Annotated in this window: 9 protein-coding genes and 1 riboswitch; of the genes, 4 read left to right on the plus strand and 5 right to left on the minus strand. The window is 56.7% G+C overall.

Going from position 1 to position 21,063, the window contains the following annotated elements; translation table 11 throughout:
- Positions 1 to 387 precede the first annotated feature (387 nt).
- A complete protein-coding gene (locus HKD24_RS12660; RefSeq protein WP_194260607.1) occupies positions 388 to 1,752 on the minus strand; it encodes a hypothetical protein in 1,365 nt (454 codons plus the stop codon).
- Between the two features lie 1,280 nt (positions 1,753 to 3,032).
- Here HKD24_RS12660 and HKD24_RS12665 point away from each other — a divergent pair.
- Entirely contained in the window at positions 3,033 to 4,391 is a 1,359-nt protein-coding gene (locus tag HKD24_RS12665) for a hypothetical protein (RefSeq protein ID WP_194260608.1), read from the plus strand.
- A 277-nt stretch (positions 4,392 to 4,668) separates the two neighbouring features.
- On the opposite strand, the gene HKD24_RS12670 is transcribed toward HKD24_RS12665, so the two are convergent.
- Positions 4,669 to 6,951 carry a GH92 family glycosyl hydrolase gene (locus tag HKD24_RS12670; protein ID WP_194260609.1) on the minus strand — a complete coding sequence of 761 codons (2,283 nt, stop codon included), beginning with the start codon at positions 6,949 to 6,951 and terminating at the stop codon, positions 4,669 to 4,671.
- 63 nt (positions 6,952 to 7,014) lie between these two features.
- Entirely contained in the window at positions 7,015 to 10,359 is a 3,345-nt protein-coding gene (locus HKD24_RS12675; RefSeq protein WP_194260610.1) for a GH92 family glycosyl hydrolase, read from the minus strand.
- 548 nt (positions 10,360 to 10,907) lie between these two features.
- Between HKD24_RS12675 and HKD24_RS12680 the strand changes: the two genes are divergently transcribed.
- On the plus strand, positions 10,908 to 13,949 hold the full coding sequence (locus tag HKD24_RS12680) for a TonB-dependent receptor domain-containing protein (protein ID WP_228124393.1): 3,042 nt from the start codon (positions 10,908 to 10,910) through the stop codon (positions 13,947 to 13,949).
- A gap of 165 nt (positions 13,950 to 14,114) precedes the next feature.
- Here HKD24_RS12680 and metF read toward each other — a convergent pair whose 3' ends face one another.
- Together metF and metE are read right to left on the minus strand one after the other, a co-directional pair.
- Complete coding sequence (metF, locus tag HKD24_RS12685; protein ID WP_194260612.1) at positions 14,115 to 14,996, minus strand: methylenetetrahydrofolate reductase [NAD(P)H]; 882 nt, start codon at positions 14,994 to 14,996, stop codon at positions 14,115 to 14,117.
- Between the two features lie 96 nt (positions 14,997 to 15,092).
- On the minus strand, positions 15,093 to 17,390 hold the full coding sequence (metE, locus tag HKD24_RS12690) for a 5-methyltetrahydropteroyltriglutamate--homocysteine S-methyltransferase (RefSeq protein WP_194260613.1): 2,298 nt from the start codon (positions 17,388 to 17,390) through the stop codon (positions 15,093 to 15,095).
- Positions 17,391 to 17,500: 110 nt separating this feature from the next.
- A riboswitch (cobalamin riboswitch) is annotated at positions 17,501 to 17,703 on the minus strand.
- Between the two features lie 62 nt (positions 17,704 to 17,765).
- Here metE and HKD24_RS12695 point away from each other — a divergent pair.
- On the plus strand, positions 17,766 to 18,698 hold the full coding sequence (locus HKD24_RS12695; protein WP_194260614.1) for an ArsR/SmtB family transcription factor: 933 nt from the start codon (positions 17,766 to 17,768) through the stop codon (positions 18,696 to 18,698).
- A 212-nt stretch (positions 18,699 to 18,910) separates the two neighbouring features.
- Positions 18,911 to 21,061 (plus strand): TonB-dependent receptor, encoded by a 2,151-nt coding sequence (locus HKD24_RS12700; RefSeq protein WP_407646376.1) that lies wholly within the window; start codon positions 18,911 to 18,913, stop codon positions 21,059 to 21,061.
- The last annotated feature ends 2 nt before the right edge of the window (positions 21,062 to 21,063 follow it).

Below are 21,063 nucleotides of genomic sequence, written 5' to 3' on the forward strand. Positions count from 1 at the left end.
CAGGTCGCCAGACAAGCGTCTCGGGGGCATGCCCCCGAGACGCTTGTCATCCCATCAACCCCAAACCATAAAAACCGGAAACTCTCTTTTTGAGTGGTAACAAAAAGGGGGGCATGTCAGCTGAACTCCATATCTGACCGGTTTTAGCATTGAACCGGACAAAGATACGGGCTGTTCTGCTGCATCCCCTTATCGATCTGAAACTGACTTATGGCTTGCAACACATGATCGGCAGTACGGTTGTTCGTGCCTCTTGAGGCTTCGAATGCAAAAAAGACCCATTCTGCTGCTTCACGATACCTTGTCAGCCAATGACAAACCGATCTCTTGCAATGAAGAAGGTCTATCTTGAGATGATCACCTCAAGATAGACCCTGTATTTGTTATTTAAGTAAAATCATCATTTGAGATAACTCTAAGTGAATATAGATCCAAGGAGAAGGAAAGAGCTTTAATGCAGAAGGCATTCGTTCCACTTGGAATGTTCACGCTGAAGAAATGCATTCCTCGCCACGATTTTCTATATTCAATCTCCAGATTTTCATTGTCTGAACGTACTGCTCTCATATTTTCCAGAATATTATCCTGCGTCGTTCCAATTATTGCTGTCAGGCACTGAGCCTGTTCTGGGATAACCACATGCATGATTTCATCCGGCTGCAATGAAACTGCGTATCTCTGGTCCCAGTTAGGAAGTGCAGATGTAAAAATCTTGTCGATATGATGCGGATTCTGCGCAGCCGGGATCATAATATTTTCTGAACCTAAAATGTTTTTACCGCCAAGAATCTCTTTTCCATCCTTGTTAAGGTATGTTTCGGCGTCTTGCAGTATTGGTTCCCATCGGTCTGGAGACCATTGCGCATGTACCGAATTAAAAAGACGGCTGTATATTTCCAGATCGTTTATAATACGCGCCCTGTGGCGAGATTTTCCTTCAATAACTTCCATTTCTGAAAACATCGCATGATAGTCTTGATAGAAATTTGAAATGATAAATTTATTATTGAGATTTGTGACCGGATGAATAAATGTTCTGCCTTCTGCAGAAATTTCTTCGCACTCCAAATAACAGGGGGCCCAGTCATACATCTGGAGATGATCACAATAATTGATTAGAAGATCTACATTCATTCCGGCTTGAACGGGTTCATGTACCATGACCGTCTCACCAATCGGCCATGTAGAGAGGCCTTTCTCCCTTTTCAGGTGCGACATTTCCATACGACGCCGCAAAATGTAGAAAGCCGCTCTTCTTGAAAAAAACGAAACACAGAAGAGTCCTTTGTGAATATATTCAGAAGTATCAGTATAGCCTATACTACCTTCAAGATGGCTCCACTGTTCATTTGGCTGTGTTTGGGGATGATAAATAACGTCTACATTTTTTGCAGCCATCTGAGAGAAAATATCATCTATTGACAGATGGGTCGCCACATCATTTTCAACGGAGCAGATATAGTCGTATTCAGGGTGGGATAGTATGAAAAGGTTCTGGTGATAGTCTCCATTATACCAATACCCTCCACGCCTTTCGTCCATACCATACTCAAGACCAAGTTTTTCGATATCAGAGTACGGAACAAGGAAAACTTTTTCTTCCTTTTGATATTTTTCAGGAAGTGGGCGACCAAGAACAGGGTCAAAAATAATAAAAATATCTGAATTTTTACTATTTTCCTTACATAAGAGGAAATTTCTCTCGACAATATTATCCCATATATGAGTTTTGAAAATAATAGCTGTCTTCATAATAAATATTTCTCAAACTCAAGATTATGGAAGCCAAGTTACTGACCTGTATAGCAATTTTTAGCCCTGTCTCAAAGAATGAATTGGATGAAATAATTTTCTCGTTGCCGTTGGATTTTTAGCTCTGATAGCGCCCAGCCCGTTTTCCAAAAAATGCTGCAATCCCGGCGGGACGGCGTTGCTGACAGAGTGCTATTTGCCGTCGTGTTCATGCGCGTCGTCTTCGTACAAAATATGTAGAATATACTGGAAAAAGGCCATCGCCTCCGACCGGGCAGACCGTCTTTCCGTGCTCAGAAGGCGAAAGCAGACTAATCATCGTCTAATCCCGACTTGTCAGATCACTTCGTACCGTGCTCGACCTATCCTACTGTGTTATTGAAAGAGACAGTGGATCAGATCCACAGCATTCCGAAAGGATTTTCGTCAATTAATATTAAATATATTAAACAACAAATAAGTATTTACATATTAGTCCTTAAATTAATAGCTCTTTTCATCCAGATTCAGACCTACTGATTATTCCATAAGCGATAAAGATTATTTCTTTCTTCTCCAACAGACAATTCGCACTATCTGAAATTCATCTTCAGACCTGTAGATCCCACTCACAGTTATCTAAAAAATTATTGCCATTGAACGCGATTTGTGGCATAAAGGCATAGTATGGAAAAGCTGTTTCCATATGAAAATTCCTCACAAATATGGCAGTAAATCCATTGTATTTATTGTACCCAATCCTTTTATTGCTTTTTTGCTTTTCAGCAAAAGCCGACACTATTTCACAGGCATTCAAGGAGAATAATCGCTATAAAAGCGTCACAGTCACCTCAGCATTAGGAAGTAACAACCAGCCCGTAGTCCCCACGTTCAAGGGGAATGACGGTCAGTGGCATCAGTCCGTCGTTGTCTCGCAAGCCTGTGGGCTGGATAGCAATGGTTTTCCCAAATATTGCAACAACATCAGCTCTGACATGATTGGAAAGCCGCTCGGCATTCCAAGTCTTGACGCTAACGGATACGATACTTTCCCGGTGGCCACAGGTCCGTTTGTAAATGGGAATTTTATCTCCGCAGTCAAGATCGGCACAGACCCTCAGGCCGTTGATTCCGTTACGAAACAGCCATTCCTTTTTGGTGGCAACTCAGATGTGTATCTCGGGGCCTATCCGCAGCCGAATCTAGCCGGCAGTCCGCTTGGGAACTGGGCGGCTTTTCCGGTCAATCTGGTCGTCGGTGGCAGCCCTTCCGGGCCATATAATGCAGGCTGCTCACTCTGCGTGTACACTGATGCAGCATACCAGAACACCATCGTCGCGGCTCTTGCAGGCGATGATTACCGGGGCGGCCAGGTCGCATCGGGTTTTGACGTCGCAGCATTTTTTGCGTCAGCCGGAACCGAGAACGCACGCCTGGCACTTCCGGTCGCCTCTTATACGGCAAACTCCGTCGTGCTTTCCACGGCGCTCAATGCCGCGCAGCTTCTGCACGTCAAACAGGGCATGTTCATTTCCACGAACTCTCTTGTTCCTGGTCTGGGTTCAAGTGTCATTGGCGACGCCAACCTGCCTCAGAAAGACTATTACGCTGGTATTATCAAAAGCGTTTCCTCCGATGGGCTGACGATTACGGTCTATGGATGGGCGCCACTTGGCAGCAAGTCCTCCGGGGCGGTGCCGAGCATGACCTCGCTCGAAAGCTATTACTGGCAGAACTACACATCGCCTTATGTGTTCATCGGTGCCCCGACCAAGATGTTCGGACGGAACACCTATATGACCTATGATGGCTCCCGCACGGGCGATACGGGACAGCCTGCAACATCCTCTGTCCGACAGTTTGAGGGCGAGGAAATGGATTTCAACACGGCCAACGTGGATAATACGCCGGACCAAAGCGTTTCATTCCATGGCTACACCATCGGCGGTTCGAATACGAAGCCGAGCATCCTGACCAGTGAAAGCTATGGCCTCAAACTCGCTGATGGTCTTCCGAACTATCTGGAGATAGCTGATGTCTGCGGACAGAACGCAATCGACAGTGGTGGCTACCATCTTCCGGGCGGTTGCATGCTTGGAACCGCTTTGAACAACAAGGCCGAGACGTTTGAGTATAATATGTACGCAAACGGGAACAACATGCACTGGGGCATGTGGCTGAACCGCGAAACCGACAACACGAACGGGTGGACGACTACATCGATCAATCTGGGCGGTAATGTTGACGGGACCAAGGGAAGCCTTGGCAGCAGCGGAAGCCCGACAGCGCGTCTTGTTTGGGGGTATCAGGGAAATACCGGCGGCATTGATGTCGTTACGAATGCCGGCGTGGACAGCCTTCGTGTCATTGGTGACCTCACTGCAACGATCAACAACGTGGTCGCCAAAAATACTTACGAACAGGGCACGACGTATTATCAGATCGGAAATGGGTCCGCTGCGGTTACGCAGGCTCATATCGCGGCTGACGGCAATGGCCATCTGTACCTTCAGTCGGATCGTAACGGACATATCAAGTCCAACAGTCCGCTGGACGTGGCCGGCGCGATTACTTCTACGACCCTGACGGGCTCTGGAAACGCATTCGCCTGCCTCAACGCTGCCGGTCAGCTTTACCGCAGCGCAACGGCATGCCAGTAAAAAACAGGTCTTTAACCACCATGTTTGTATAGAGTAGCAGTTATTATATCACTCTTCCTTCGGGGACTTTGCAAAATGTTCAGACTGTTCTGTTGAACCTGTTTTGAGGCTCAATTTTATCAAGAACATTCTGGCAAAAGTCCCTGATCAGGAGATTTTTCAAAACATCCAGAACTCTGACCACATTTTCAGGCTCAGAATTCGTAACAGACTTCACGCGATGCGATCTGCCTTGCGGTGGATCGCATCAGTCATGAAGATGCGGGATTTCGATTTTTCAGCGGGAAGGTTGTTCCTGCATCACAAAGCGTAGTTCCCCACCTGCAATAACACTCTTCTGCGAAAGAAAGGGCGTCTCAAGCGGCCGACCATTCAGCGTGACGGACCCGACATAAGGGTGCTGCGCATCAAGATGCTCGGCGATCATCGTAAAAGTATGGTTGTTGCCAAGGTGGATCACAGCCTTCGGAACAAACGGCCGTCCGATGGCATACTCTCCGCTCGCCGGCGTGACGGGATAAAAGCCCAGCGCGGTGAAAATATACCATGCCGACATCTGACCGAGATCGTCATTTCCAGCCAGCCCGTCCGGGCGAACGGCATACTGCGTCTGCATGATCTGTGTCAGACGCTGCTGCGTCTTCCAAAGCGCACCGGCATAGTCATAAAGATATGCGACATGATGGTCCGGCTCGTTGCCGTGGGCATACCATCCGATCAGACCGCTGATATCCTCGACATTTTTGAAAATCGCAGGATCCACTTTCGCATCGAAAAGCGTATCGATCTTCGCCATAAACGGCGTCCTGCCCCCCATGACAGAGATCAGCCCCGGAATATCCTGCGGGACATACCAGGAATACTGCCAGGCATTGCCTTCCGTATAATCGCTGCCATAGGCGGCCGAAGCGGGATCGAACGGCATCCGGAACTGACCGTCACTTTTGCGCGCCCGCATGAAGCCCGATTTCGGATCCCAGACATTGCGCCAGTTATGGGACCGCCGCTCGAACTCACTGGCAATATCCGTATGCCCCATGGCGCGGGCCATTCGTGACAGCGCCCAGTCGTCATAGGCATATTCAAGGGTCTTTGAAGCGCCCTCGGCTTCTTTGTCGATCGGCACGTAACCGATCTTCATGTAATCGGCGAGATCGCCATAGGACGCATAAGTGGCACTGTGCACCATGGTTTTGAGCGCGGCCTCGGCATCAAAGCCCCGTACACCCGCAAGATAGGCATCGGCAATCATGGGCACCGCATGATACCCGATCATGCACCAGGTCTCGAGCCCCTGATAGGACCAGACCGGCAGCAGCCCGAACGGACTGTTTTTCGCCGCCGCAACCAGGGACTGGACGAACTGCGAGCTCAGATCAGGCCGCAGAAGCGCCAGCAGAGGCTGCTGTGCGCGATAGACGTCCCATGTCGACCAGGTTGAATAGAAATCAAACCCTTTCGCCTTGTGCGCTTCATAATCCGGCCCGCGATACTCATCATTGGCGTCCATGCTCAGCGTCGGTGCCAGCATGACGTGATACAGCGCCGTATAGAACTGTGTCCGCTGATCGGCCGTGCCGTCCACATCCATGATCGAAAGCGCGCTTTTCCAGGCTTCCTGTGCCTTCGCGCGCTGCGCATCAAAATCCCAGCCCTGCCCTTCACGATCAAGATTATCGACTGCATTCGCCTCACTGACCGGCGAGATCGCTGTCTTCACCATCAGAGGCGCATCAGGCTTACCGAAGTCAAAGACCGCCTCAAGTGCACGACCGTTCTGCGCATCCTGATCCACAGCCCGATTGCCCGGACCTTTGAAGCCCTTGTATAGAACATCCGTCTCACGATTGTAGAGCGTCCGGCCCACCATTGGCCGCGAAAACCGCATGGCAAAACACAGCACCCGCCCGGGCGCCCACCCGCGCGTCATACGGCATCCTGACACGGTGCCGTCAGCCGCGACATGCAGCCGCGCCCAGCTGACCTTACCGGGATAGTCGTAGATGCTCGGCCGCAGATCGAGCAGCAGATGTGCAGGCTTGCCCTTTGGAAACGCATAGCGATGCCAGCCCACACGCTGGCCCGCCGTCAGTTCGGCCCGCACACCATAATCATCGAGCGTGACCGCGTAATACCCCGGATGCTCCACTTCGGTCGCATGCCGGAAACGCGACCGATACCCGCTGCCCGGCACCGCCGCATCCCCCGGCTCCAGCCGCACGTCTCCCGAAACCGGCATAACCAGCACATCGCCCAGATCGGAATGACCCGCACCAGAAAAATGCGTGTGCGAAAAACCCAGAATGGTCGGATCGTCATACTGATACCCGGCGGCCCAGGGATAGGAATGTTTGAAATCCTTCATATCCGTATCGGGTGAGACCTGAACCATTCCAAACGGCATCGTCGCCCCCGGAAAGGTATGCCCCGCTCCTCCGGTTCCAATCCGCGGATCAACCGCGGACACTGCTCCGTCATCAGCCCGGACCGGATGCAGCCCCCCTCCCGTCAGGAGAACCGAACCCGCAACACTCAGAACGCACAGGAAATAATGCTTCATTGAAACGACCCGACCAGAACCATGAGAAATCGAAAAAACCGTAATAAGAAAAAACCGGCCCGCCTAGCGTTTCTGGCCGGCATCATGCCCGAGAAGTTCGAACTCACCGATCTCGCTTCCCTGCCCGTCATGCGGGACCCAGCGATAGAAACGATGCGGAGGTTCATCCGTCAGCAGGAACGGCCGGACCTGATGCTTCCAGGCAAAATGCTCTCCGCGCCGCCGGTCGATCACGTCCCACCGTACGCCATCGTCAGAAGCCAGCACCTCCCATGAGGACGGAGTCCGCGCTACGGCATCGCCGGATGTCATGGTATAGGCCAGCACCCGTGTTGCAACAGGCAGTTCAACAGACAGCCCCGTCGCCGGAATTACGGCCTTCGTCATCGCATCATTATCAAATGCCGCAGCCGGGCCCGTGACCCGCGCACCCGCGATATCCATCAGATCAGCCGCCGGATCGGGCTGCTCCTGCCCGCTTGTCAGCGACGGCAACGCAGCCGCTTCGTCAGCGCCCCATTGTGAGGGACGCGGCCCCATGGTGAAGCGCAGCTCCCCACCCGCATCAATATCCTTCTGCGAAATCCACCAGCGCGTCAGAGGATGACCATTGAACGTCACGGACTGGATATAGCGGTTTTCGTCGCTGACACCGGGTGCGCGGATCGTCAGCGTTCTGCCACCTTGCACAGACAGGCGCATCGTCTCGAAACGCGGTGCTCCGATCGCATAGGTCGGCGTCCCCATCCGCAGCGGGTAGAACCCGGCCGCACTGAACACCCACCAGGCCGACATCTCGCCATTATCCTCATCACCCGGATAGCCCTGTCCGATCGTCGACCCACGATAGAGCCGGTTCATGACGTCACGGATCTTGTCCTGCGCTTTCCAGGGCTCCCCGGCATAATCATACATATAAAGGATATGATGGGCCGGCTGGTTGCTGTGACTGTACTGCCCCATCCGGATGTCGTGCATTTCCCGCATCTCGTGAATGACGCCGCCATAGTCGCCAACATGATAATCCCCTGGCGTTGCGAAATACGCATCGAGCTTCCGGGCCAGCCCTTCCCGCCCGCCGTACAGACTGGCAAGCCCGCGCCCGTCCTGCACGGGATCGAACGCCATCGTCCAGGCGTTCGTCTCGGTATAATCCCCGCCCCAGGCCAGCGGATCGAAGTCCTTCTTCGCCACACGCCACGTTCCGTCCGGCCGACGCCCCACGAAGAACCCGACATCCCGGTCAAAAAGCCGGATGTAATCGAGCGCCCGGTTATGCAGATACCAGGCCTCCGCCGCAAAATCCGCACGCGCCGCAGAACTGCCCGATGTGGTCGCTGCAAGATCAGACGCCATCTCGCCCAGCGCGAAATCATTCAGCGTCGCCGCATTCGACCAGGACAGCGCCTCGTCCGTATCGGTATCCGTAAAGCCACGATAGGCCGAGCGGGCCAGCCCCTTGCGGCCCACGCCCGGATCATCCGGAACCACCGTCGCATCTTTCAGAGCCGCGCGATAAAAGCCTGTCGCATCGAAATTGCGCACGCCCTTGCGCCAGGCATCCGCGAAAGCCACATCCGCGCTCGTCCCCGTCATGAGATCGGCATAGCCAGGCGATGACCAGCGCGCGATCCAGCCTCCCTCCCGATACTGCTGCACGAAGCCATCGATCAGGGTGCCGGCTTCTCCGGGCGTCAGCAGCGCATAAGCCGGCCAGGCCGCACGATAGGTGTCCCAAAAGCCGTTATTGACGTAGAGCCGGCCCGGCACGATCCGTGCCCCGGTCCGCGTGTCCGTATTTGCGCCAGCTGGCGTCACGAACGGGCTTGCATGCGCAAAGCGCGGTGCTTCAGCCGTTCCGACATTTTCATGCGCCTCATTGGGATACAGATAGAGGCGATACAGATTGCCATAGAGCGTCCCCTGTTCATCCTCCGCCGCGCCCGGGATCGAAACATGCCCGAGACAACTGTTCCAGGCCTCTTTCGCAGCCTGCGCCACCGCATCGAACGTCATGCTCGGCGGCAGTTCCATGGCCAGATTGCGTCTGGCCTGCTCGAGACTGATGAGCGATGTCGCAATCCGGACTTCAAGAGACTTCCCGTCATGCGTATCAAACGACGCCCAGGCTTCCACATCGTCACGCTTCTGACCCGTCAGCCGCCCCTGTGCTTTTGCAGGACGGTCAAACGCCAGCGTGACAAACATCCGCGTCGCGCCCGTGGACAGCCCGCTGGCCACATCCGTATAACCCGCCGCACTTCGGCCGTCGGGTGCGATGACCAGATGCCCGTGATCATTGATGTTGTCGAAAACGAGCTGCCCTTCCGCTCCCGGATAGCGAAAGCGCATGATCGCGGCATGATCGGTCGGCGCCATCTCCGCTACGATCCCGTTGGCGAGCGTCACGGCATAGCGGTAGGGAAGTGCCGTTTCATGCTCATGATCGAACGCCACGCTCCGCGCCGTCCGGTCCGCGGACGGCACGTCACTGCCGGGGACCGGCATGATCTGGAACGTCTGACGGTCCCCCATCCAGGGGCTGGGCTCGTGACTGAGCGACAGGGCCTCAAGGCGTGGACGGTTATCTGCGCCGTTACGCTCCTGATACTGATAGAGCCAGTTGGAATCACCGCGCGTAACCGGCGTCCAGAAATTAAAACCATGCGGCATCGCAACAGCCGGAAAGTTGTTCCCGCGCGAATACCGGCCATTCGCATTCGTGCCACGCCTTGTATCCACCCAGTCCACCGGACTGCGCGCCTGCGTCTCCCCGCTGTCCGTGATCGCCACGTCATCAAGATAGACGTGATACGGCCCACCGCCTGGCGCGTCCGACCGGATTTCAATCGCCGACACCGTCCTGCCCGCAGCAATAGCCCCGAGCGGCACCTCAACGCGGTTCCACTGATTGGGATAGAGCGCGCGTCCATTGCCCTGACCTCGCCCGGTCAGCGCCGCTCCCGAAAGATCCCGCGCGCCCAGAGCCGAAGCCCGGCTTCCATCGGAAAAGACGATATCAAGCGTGGTAAATGTCGCCGGATCAGTCAGAGACCGCGGATCGGAAACCGGAAAGATCAGATAGCTGAAAACACCATGGGCACCGACCCTGAGCGGCTGCGCACCTGAAGGATGCGCAATAACCGCTGAAACCGCCCTGCCCGTCACATCGAAACGAAGGGCATCCCGCCCCGTGAAGCCACTGTCGGGATGCGCCGTCAGCACCTCGTCTTTCTGCGGCCCGCCCCCAAATGACAGGTGCCATCCCGCTCCGGTCTGACCAGTACGATCCTGCGACAGATCGATCAGGCCAGACACGTCCGACTGACTCAGGGCGGGTGTTACGGAAAGCGACTGTGCAACCAGAGAGAATGCGATCACCCGGCCAAGATCTGCGAATCTTTTCATGTCATCCGTTCACTTCGCCCGATGCATCAGAACAATACACGGTGCACAAAATCAGCAGACCATTTTTATTCTACAATAAATTCCTGCCGACAAGCCCGGGAAAGACGTGGCACAGCCGCTCCTCGCAGGTCCGCCTTATTATATCGCCAAAGAAAAACCTTCAGGGCGCATCCCGAAACCAAACCGGAACAAAAACAGCGGCAAGAAAGCCACTGAAAAAGACCACAAATTCCAACATTGGAAACGAAAATATTATCTTATATTGTATTTTTACTTTAATTTTACGCGATAATTATAGCTTATATTTATAAAATATACGTACAGACATAATGACAATTCCACCCTTTCGAGAAACAAGCCGTGTCATTGAAAATGGAAATCATTTTTCCCTCTTGCATGAAACCACATGTTGCAGATCTGTCACAACTTATACCTTAAGTTAATCTGCCGTAACATAAACAGACGATTCCAGCTTGCGTATCTGCCTCATACTGTTTCGATTAAGCATCTTACGCTTCAAAGCGGTTTTCGGAGTTACTTTTATGCGAATGGGAAGGCGTTTCCGTTTTGGCGCCACGCTGTGCAGCGCTACCATCCTTGGCACTGTCGTCACGCCGGCGATGATCCTCAAGGCTCACGCTGCGGATACGGATGCAACAACAGCTAGCAAAACGAAAAAAACAGTCAAAAAGACCGCAAGCGCACCTGCCGCTGCACCGGCTCCCGCTGCGGCCAGCGCACGACATAGCGGAAACGCTGAAGTCCTGCGGTCTGCCCGCCGGGGGAACTCGGAGCCCAGAAGCGGTTCAGAGAACATCATCGTCACCGGTTCGCTGATTCACGACCCGAACCTGCACAGCGCCTCCCCGATGACGCAGCTCACACGGCAGGATCTGCAGCAGCGCGGCATCAAGACAGTCACCGACGCGCTCCAGCAGTTATCATCGAATGGTGCCGGCAACCTGACATCCGCCTTCAGTGCCAACGGTGCCTTCGCGGCCGGTGCTTCCGCGCCGTCCCTGCGCGGCCTTTCGACTGACTCGACGCTTGTCCTGATGGACGGCCAGCGCCTGTCCTATTACCCGCTGTCCGATGACGGCGAACGTAACTTTGTCGACACGCAGTGGATGCCGTCCTCCATCATGGAACGCACGGACGTTCTTCAGGATGGCGGATCGGCAACGTACGGCGCAGATGCCGTTGCTGGCGTGGTCAACATGGTGACACGCCGGCAGATCAAGGGCGTGGAAGCCAATGCCGAAGGCGGCCTGAGCCAGCGTGGCGACACCGGTCACCAGCGGCTCTATGCCACATTCGGCCATGGCGACCTCGATCGTGACGGCTACAACGTCTACATCAACTCCGAATACCAGCAGGATGACGCGCTGTATAATCGCCAGCTCGGCTATCCGTACAATTCCGGTGACCTGACCGGAGTTGGCGGCGGCAACGGCAATTACAACGTCGCTTCAAACGGTGCGATCAACAATTTCGTAGCCACACCGAACGCGATTGTCCGCCCGGTCAACAGCAATGGCACGGCAGCCGGACCGTGGCAGCTGCTCAACCCCTCCGCAGGCTGCTCCGCAACCGGTGGTGGCGGTCTCGTGTCAGGCACCGTGAATGGTGGCGTTGGCAACAACAACCAGGCCTGCACCATGAACAGCGAGCGTTACGGAATGGTCGTCCCATCCGTACGACGCATCAGCGCAAGCGCACATTTCATCGCAAATGTGACCCCGCGCTCGCAGTTCACGACGATGTTCAACTACGCACAGACGGATACGTACGAGCTTTCGCACAACCCGTATCCTGTCCAGACGTCTAACCAGAACAAGTCCGTCAGCCTGATCGGCATCCAGCTTCCCGCGGTTCTGCCCAACGGACAGCTGAACCCCAACGATCCCTTCGCTGCCCAGGGCCAGAACGCCAACATCTACGGCACCTTCGGCAATAATGTTCCCGGAAACACCCAGTTCAGCCAGACCTTCCGTGGATCCGCCCGCTATAGCGGATGGGAACCGTCGAAATGGGGCAGTGACTGGAAGTACGACGTCAACTTCGTTGGCATGAATACGCTTCTGGACCAGACCTATACCGGCTATCCCAATGTTTACGCCCTGCAGAACGCGGTCAATGACGGCACGTACAACTTCGTAAACCCGTCACAGACGCCGGCTTCGGTCGTCAATTCGATCTTCCCGAACATCACGACCCATTCGCGTTCGCAGGAATATTCCGGTGAAATGACGGCCAGCAAGGGACTGTTCCGCCTGCCGGGCGGCATGACCACGCTTGCCATCGGCGGCAACGTGCGCTGGGAAGCCCTGAACGATCCCAACGCAAACCCGACGATCAACAATGTTGCAGCCACGCAGCTTTATGCGGGCATCAACCCGTTCAACGCGCAGGGCAGCCGCTGGGTCGAGTCCGGCTTCTTCGAAGTCGCCCTGCCCTTCCACAAGATGTTTGATGCCGACATTTCCGGCCGTTACGACAATTACTCGACCGGAAACCGTCACTTCTCGCCGAAGGTCGGCGTGAACTTCCGTCCGACAGACTCCCTGACGATGCGCGGAACCTTCTCCCGCGGCTTCCGTATCCCGAGCTTCGCGGAAACGGGCGGCTCCAACGTCGGCTACACGAACTACACCATCAAGAATGCCGACTGGATCGCCGAACATAATGGCGACGCCTACACGAACGCCTACAGCCTCGGCGTCAATTCGAGCGGCAACAAAAACCTCAAGCCGGAAATCTCGACCAACGTTACAGGCGGTATGGTTTTCCACCCGACGAACTGGGTCAGCCTGAGCGTCGATTACTACTACATCGAAAAGCAGCGCTACATCACAGCTAACCCGATCCAGGCCGGCGACGTCGCGGAAGCCTATATCGCGAATGGTGGCTCCTACTCGGCGCCTGGTGTCACGGTGACCCCGGATACGGTCGATCCGCAGGACCCGAGCGCTTCCGTCCGTCCGGGCATCATCAATATCGGCTATATCAACGCCAACAAGCTCGTAACGGATGGTGTTGACGCTGAATTCTCCGCACGGCACCGCCTGCCGGGTCCGCTGCACGACGTGATGTGGTTCAGTCACGGACAGTTCACCTATGTCCGCAACTTCAACCTGACCCTCCCGAACGGCAGCGTTCAGCACTACGCCGGCACGATCGGTCCGTGGGAAGCAGTGTCCGCATCGGGTACGCCGCGCTGGAGAGCCAACTGGGCCAACACCTTCACCTGGAAGTCGCTCTCGGTCACGCCGACGGTCTACTACACCAGCGGTTACAAGACGGTGTCTGAAGACTACCAGGCCGGTCTCGGCTGCGGACAGTCTCTCGCACAGGTCAACAACAGCTTTGCTCCCAACCAGTGCCACGTGAAGAACTGGTGGGATGTCGATCTCACGCTGTCCTATCAGGTCAACAAGCGCCTGAACGTCTATGCGAACGTCTACAACCTGCTCGGCTTCAGAGCACCGTACGACTACGCAACCTACGGGTCCTATCTGTACAACTCTTCCTGGGCCCAGAAGGGGATCATCATGCGCTCCTTCCAGTTCGGTGCAACGCTCACCCTCTGAAGGACCAGTTTCCCCAAGGGTCACATACCCTGCAGAAACAACAGCAATGGGATGGCATTTCGATGCCATCCCATTTTTTATGTCCGCTTTCCTGACACATCCCCTGCCGCAGGTTCCGTATCATCACATGTCCGGAACGGCGAGAGAACTCTTCTGCTCAGTTGTTCATCCCACGGTATCGAGACCCAGAAGCCGGCACAATGCGATTCCCGGCTCTGCACGGTTCAGGGTATAGAGGTGAAAACTCTCGACCCCATGGCGCTGCAACTCCCGGCACATCATGGCGGCCAGTGCCGTCGTGACCTGCGAACACACTTCCGGCTGATCTTCCAGATCCGTAACCTGCCTCAGCAGCCAGTCCGGAATATGCGCGCCGCACATCTCCGCAAATTTCCGCGCCTGGGCCACATTGCCGATCGGTAAAATTCCCGGAACGATCTCTGCCGTGATCCCCGCCGCCACAGCCCTGTCCCGGAAGCGGAGAAATGCTTCGGGCGTGAAGAAGAACTGCGTGATGGCACGCGTGGCCCCGGCATCCAGCTTGCGCCGTAGATTGTCCAGATCCGCCTGCGCGCTCAGCGCCTCCGGATGGACTTCCGGATAGGCTGCTACCGCAATCTCGAACGGCGCCACATCCCGCAAGCCCCGCACAAGTTCCGCCGCCGAACGATACCCTTCCGGATGCGGCACGAAACCCGCTTCCATATCCGGCGCATCCCCCCGAAGCGCTACGATATGCCGCACCCCGGCGTTCCAGTACGCCCGCGCTACATCATCAACATCCTGGCGCGACGCTCCAACACAGGTCAGATGCCCCGCAACCGGAACCCCCGTCCGCTGCCCCAGACGCTCGGCCGTCCGGATGCTCCTGTCCCGCGTTGACCCTCCCGCCCCGTAAGTGACGGACATGAATCCGGGCCCATAGGCCGCAAGCCGGCTGGCCGTGTTCTCCAGCGCCTCTGCTGCGGCCGGCGTCTTGGGTGGAAAGAACTCAAACGAGACCCTGGGCTTGCACAACGGCGCCAGCTTTGAAAAATCGGCAGACATATCACTCTCGGACAAGGCTGAAGAATGGGGAAAAACCACCGGATCGAAAAGGAGACGGCACAGGCCGCCCCCTTCCCGTTCCGGAACGAAAGGAAATCAGGCCGCAGCCTCGGCCCGAAGCAGACGGGCCGCTTCCACCATGTTGGCAATCGCAGGCTCGACTTCCGGCCATTTGCGGGTCTTGAGACCACAATCCGGATTGACCCAGATCTGCCGGTCTTCCAGACGCTCACGTGCCGCACGCAACAGCGCCACCATTTCCTCAACGGTCGGAACGCGCGGGGAATGAATGTCGTAAACCCCCGGACCGATCTCGGCCGGATAGGCGTCCTGCACGAATGCATCGAGCAGTTCCATCTTCGAACGCGCCGTCTCGATGGAAATGACATCCGCATCCATCGCCGCAATGGCGACAATGATGTCGTTGAATTCCGAATAGCACATATGGGTGTGGATCTGCGTGCGATCCGCAACCCCCGATGCCGTCAGGCGGAAGCTTTCGACGGCCCAGTCCAGATAGGTCTTCCAGTCCCTGCGACGCAGCGGCAGACCCTCGCGCAGTGCAGCTTCGTCGATCTGGATCATCGCCGCACCGGCCGCTTCCAGATCCTGCACTTCGTCACGGATGGCGAGCGCGATCTGACGGCATGTCGCCGCCCGCGGCTGGTCATCACGAACGAACGACCAGTTGAGGATCGTGACAGGCCCTGTCAGCATGCCCTTCATCGGACGCTCCGTCAGGGACTGCGCATAACGCCACCATTCGACCGTCATCGGGTGCGGGCGCGACACATCCCCGAAAATGATCGGCGGGCGGACATAACGCGACCCATAGGACTGCACCCAGGCATGCTTCGTGAACACGAAACCCGAAAGCTGCTCACCGAAATACTGCACCATGTCATTGCGCTCGAATTCGCCATGCACCAGCGCATCCAGCCCGACCTCTTCCTGCCAGCGCACGGCCTTGCTGGTCTGCTCCCGCAGAAACGCAGTGTAGTCCGCTTCCGGCAACTCGCCCCTGGCATTGGCCGCACGCGCAGCGCGGATTTCCGGTGTCTGGGGGAACGATCCGATGGTCGTTGTCGGGAACAGCGGCAGGTCCAGCCAAGCCTGCTGTTCATCGCGACGCCGGGCAAACGGCGCATTCCGGCAGCTCTGTTCCGGCGTCACGGCCATCAGACGGGTCTGCACTGCAAGATCATGAATGCGCGGCGAACTGCGACGCAGACTGGCCGCCCGGTCGGACGCCTCCAGCACATCACGCACGGCATCGCGCCCCTGCTCAAGCGCCGTTGCCAGCGTGCGCAGTTCCGCAATCTTCTGCACGGCAAAAGCCAGCCACTGCCCGATTTCCGGGTCCAGATCCGTCTCGCGCGCAAGATCGATCGGCACATGCAACAGCGAGCATGACGGCGCCAGCACGAGATTGCCCCGCGCCCGGAAGATCGGCTCAAGCCCGTTCAGCAGCCGGCTGAGATCGGCACGCCAGACATTGCGACCATCCACAACCCCGAGCGACAGCAGAAGCTCCGGCCGTACCTTGCCCAGCACATCGGCCAGCTGTTCCGGGGCCCGGACCAGATCCAGATGCAGCCCATGCACCGGCAGCGACAGCGCGGTGTCGAGATTGTCATCCAGCGCGCCGAAATACGGGGTCAGCATGATCTTTATGGAGGGAACAGCGGCCGTCAGCGTCGCATAGGCCGTGCGGAACGCTGCCCGCGCCGCATCATCCAGATCCAGCGCCAGCCCCGGCTCATCGAACTGCACCCAGTCCGCACCTTCCGCCACCAGCTGTTCCAGAACCTGCTGATAGACCGGCAGCACCCGCTCCAGAAGCCCGAGCGGACTCACCTCTTGGTCGCCACGGATCTTGGCCAGAAGCAGATAGGTCACAGGCCCGAGCAGCACCGGCCGCGTCTGAAACCCAAGCGCCTTGGCCTCACGATACTCGTCAACAACCTTCGTCGTGGACAGGCGGAATGTCTGGTCCGCCGTCAGATCCGGCACGAGATAATGATAGTTCGTATCGAACCACTTCGTCATTTCCCCCGCAGTCACGCCATGTGCACAGCACCCCTGGGACCCGCGGGCCATCGCGAAATAGGTGACCGGATCAACCGTCCCGCCTTTCCAGCCATAGGCCTCGGGCACGGCACCGAGCATAGCCGAAATATCCAGGACATGATCGTAAAGCGAGAAATCGTTCGACGGCACGATATCCGCGCCATGCTCCTTCTGGCTGGTCCAGTTGACCCTGCGCAGAGTGGATGCGGTCGACAGAAGCGCATCGAGTTCCGAACGACCCGACCAGTAGCTTTCCAGTGCGGTCTTGAGTTCACGACGCAGACCGATGCGCGGAAATCCGAGTGAGGCGACACTGACGCCCATGATGACATTACTCCCAAATCACTGGCCGAAGCCGTTTTGGGCAGCAGGATCCATGCACGTCCGACCGTTCGGACGCGGTGGATCCCTCACCATCCAGACACCCCGCCGGACGGCTCGCTGCGGCCATGGCAGGTCTCCTGGCTTGCGGGTCATCATCGTCATGCCGTCTTCCCGGATCAGGACAATCCAGTGACATCGTGGCACCGACTCACCGCTCACAGTTGCGGGGACAGCGCTGGCCTCACACCAGCTTCCCTCTTGGCTCCACCCGGATTCACAACCCGGCCGGAGAACCATGGCGTTCCGAGATAGAACCATCCGAAACAGCCTGTCAAACTGTTTGCGTATATAATGATATTGTTATATAGTTTGTACATGACACAGTCTCTGGTTCTCTTTCAGGCCCTGGCCGACGCCACGCGCCTCCGCATCATTGCCCTCCTGCGCCAGATGGAACTGTCCGTCGGCGAACTGGCGCAGGTCCTGGGCCAGAGCCAGCCCCGGGTGTCACGCCATCTGAAAATCATGGATCAGGCCGGCCTGATCTCCCGCCGCAAGGAAGGTAACTGGGTCTTTCTTACCCTCGGCGACCGGCAGATTATTGCCCCCGCCCTAGCCGCCATGGATGCCTGGGATCAGGAACCTGATACCGAACGTCTGGCCGACTGTGCCCGCCTCTCCGCCGTAAAAACCGTCCGTGCCACCGAGGCCGAAGACTGGTTCGAGGCCCACGCCGCCGAATGGGACAGCCTGCGCTCCCTCCATGTTCCCGAAGAGGAAGTGGAGGCGGCCATCCGTAAGATTCTCGCTCCGCACCCATTGGGCCGCCTGCTGGACATCGGCACCGGAACCGGCCGCATGATCGAACTGCTCGGCCCCGGAGCGGAGCGCGCCATTGGCGTGGACCGAAGCCCCGCCATGCTCAGACTGGCGCGTTCGAAACTGGACGAAAACACCACGGTTCGCATCGACTGGCGCCAAGGCGACCTCTACGCCCTCCCGCTCCCCGCGGCTTCCGTCGATACCGCCGTCATGCATCAGGTACTGCATTACGCCCAGCATCCCGGCGCTGCGATCGACGAAGCCGGCCGCGTCCTCACCCCCGGCGGCCGCCTGCTGATCGTGGATTTCATCACCCACGATCACAGAGAACTCCGTGAACAGGCCGCCCATGCCTGGCTCGGCTTCTCGAACGAAAACATGCGCCGCTGGCTTGAGGATGCAGGCTTTGAGAACATCCATACGGTCACGCTGAAAGGCCAGCTCGACGTCATGCTCTGGCTCGCCGATCGCCCGCACCATTCCTGAAGTCTGCCGCATTCCCTACGATGCCATGAACTTATCTATATAGCATGTTGCATATTATATCGTAGGTGCTTTAAGTAGAGCCTCGCTCCATCGCTCATGATGGCTGACATCTATTGTGCAGGCTCGCCCTCATGCTTCTTCCCGCGCGAAGATATTCGCTTACGCCCCATTTTTTATATAGCAAAAGCTATATTTTGGTCATTATGCTATTTGTGGGAATAAGCATCGCAAATGCAGCTTCTCCCGAAGCCAAATCCCCGAGTACGAAAAAGCCTGCTGTCACCAAGCTATCAGCCCTCCCGAAAACACCGTCCAGCTCCGAACGGATCAGCGTCGTCGGCCATCTCAACCGCGAACGGGCCCACATTTTTCCGAGCCTTGGCGCGGTGGATTACACCATCGACCAGCACCACATCACGACCACACCGGGTGGTCAGAACGCGGTCTTCAACCAGATCCTCCTGCGCGTCCCCGGTGTCGTTCTCGACAGTTATGGCGAGGTGCATGTGCGGGGTGAGCATGGCGGGCTGACCTACCGCGTCAACGGAGTTCTGCTGCCTGAAGGGCTGAACGGTTTCGGCCAGGAACTCGACACCCGCATCATCCAGTCCGTGGACCTGCTGACCGGCACCCTCCCCGCTCAGTTCGGCTTTCGCACCGCCGGCGTGGTGGACGTAACCACCAAGACCGGTGACAGCCTCAAACACAATCAGGTCTCGCTTTACGGGGGGAGCTACAACACGTTTGTCCCCTCCGTGCAGATTGGGGGCCAGCATGGAAAGCTGGATTATTTCACCACGCTGTCCTTCACCCGCAACAACATCGGCATCGAAAATCCGAGCAACACGTTCCGCGCGATCCATGATGTGACCGAACAGGAAAAGGCGTTTTCTTATCTGTCCTGGCATTTGGACGAGACGAGCCGCCTTACGCTGCTGACCAGCGCCTCTTATGCGGATTTCGAGATCCCCAACTCCTTCAAGACCTTCGATACGAACAGCCCGGATTACACGACGCTTTATGATGTCGCAGGCGTAAACCCGCATGATCCGGCCATGAACTGGGCCAGCCTGAACGACAGCCAGACGGAACAGAACTACTACGCCGTCCTGTCCTATCAGCGCACGACCGACCGGCTGAACCTTCAGGTTTCGCCCTATTTCCGCTACGGGCGGATCGACTACACGCCGGACCGTAACCCGGACCTGATCTATCAGGGCGTGTCCGAACATGAGGTCAATGATTTCACGACCGGCGGCATGCAGGCTGACCTGTCCTATGACATTGCACGCCATCATACCTTACGGGCCGGGCTGCTGGGACAGTACACGTCCGAACGTCTCGATACCGATACGCTCGCTTTTCCCGTGGATGACATGGGCAACCAGAGCGCGAACACGCCCGTGCGTCTGATCGACAATACCGGGAACTGGTCGGTCGAGGCCGGTGCCTATATTCAGGACGAGTACAAAATCACCCGCAACCTGACCTTCAATTACGGCATCCGCTACGACCGTTTCGCGTCATCTTTCGACAAGGAAGGCCAGTTAAGCCCGCGTGCGAACATGGTCTGGAAACCAACGCGCAGCACGACCCTGCATCTCGGCTATTCGCGCTATTTCGCCCCGCCTTCCCCGCAATATGTCTACCCGTCCACACTGGCCCGCTTTGCGGGGACGACGAACGCGGCGGCCAACACCATCGACAGCGCCACGAAGGTCGAGAAATCGCATTATGTGGATGGCGGCATCCTTCAGCGCATTACGCCCGAGTTTCAGATCACGCTCGATGCCTATGCCAAATGGGCGCATGACCTTACCGATCTCGGGCAGTTCGGCCGTGCGGTCATTCTGGCCCCCTTCAGCTACAGGCGCGGGCGCGTCTATGGTGCCGAATTCGGCAGTTCCTGGCGGCATGGTCCGTGGTCGCTCTTCGGCAATTTTTCCTACGTCAAAACCTCGGCGCGCGACATCAATTCCGCGCAGTACCAGTTCGATCCGGTCGAACTGGCCTATATCCGCAATCACGCGATCCAGCTTGACCATCAGGGCGAATTCACCGCTACGGCCGGGGCCTCCTGGACCACGAAACATGACATGGCCTATGCCGATTTCGTCTATGGCTATGGCCTGCGCAGTGGCTTTGCCAATCTGGAGAAGGAGCCGCAATACGACGTCTTCAATATCGGCTACCAGCACACCTTCACGAAAGTGCCGTTCGGGCATGACATCAAGGTCCGCGCCGATGTCGTCAACCTGTTCGACAAACGCTATCAGCTCCGGGATGGCAGCGGGGTCGGCATTTATCAGGCGCAGTACGGTCAGCGCCGGGGCATGTTCTTCGCGGTCGTCTCGGAGTTCTGAAA

Source organism: Gluconobacter vitians, assembly GCF_015244565.1.
Lineage (GTDB): Bacteria > Pseudomonadota > Alphaproteobacteria > Acetobacterales > Acetobacteraceae > Gluconobacter > Gluconobacter vitians.

Excerpts from the sequence above, each read along its gene's own strand:
- HKD24_RS12675 (WP_194260610.1), bottom strand. The coding sequence starts at position 10,359 with ATGAAAAGATTCGCAGATCTTGGCCGGGTGATCGCATTCTCTCTGGTT.
- HKD24_RS12680 (WP_228124393.1), top strand. The coding sequence starts at position 10,908 with ATGGGAAGGCGTTTCCGTTTTGGCGCCACGCTGTGCAGCGCTACCATC.
- metE (WP_194260613.1), bottom strand. The coding sequence starts at position 17,390 with ATGGGCGTCAGTGTCGCCTCACTCGGATTTCCGCGCATCGGTCTGCGT.
- HKD24_RS12670 (WP_194260609.1), bottom strand. The coding sequence starts at position 6,951 with ATGAAGCATTATTTCCTGTGCGTTCTGAGTGTTGCGGGTTCGGTTCTC.
- HKD24_RS12695 (WP_194260614.1), top strand. The coding sequence starts at position 17,766 with ATGACACAGTCTCTGGTTCTCTTTCAGGCCCTGGCCGACGCCACGCGC.
- metF (WP_194260612.1), bottom strand. The coding sequence starts at position 14,996 with ATGTCTGCCGATTTTTCAAAGCTGGCGCCGTTGTGCAAGCCCAGGGTC.
- HKD24_RS12660 (WP_194260607.1), bottom strand. The coding sequence starts at position 1,752 with ATGAAGACAGCTATTATTTTCAAAACTCATATATGGGATAATATTGTC.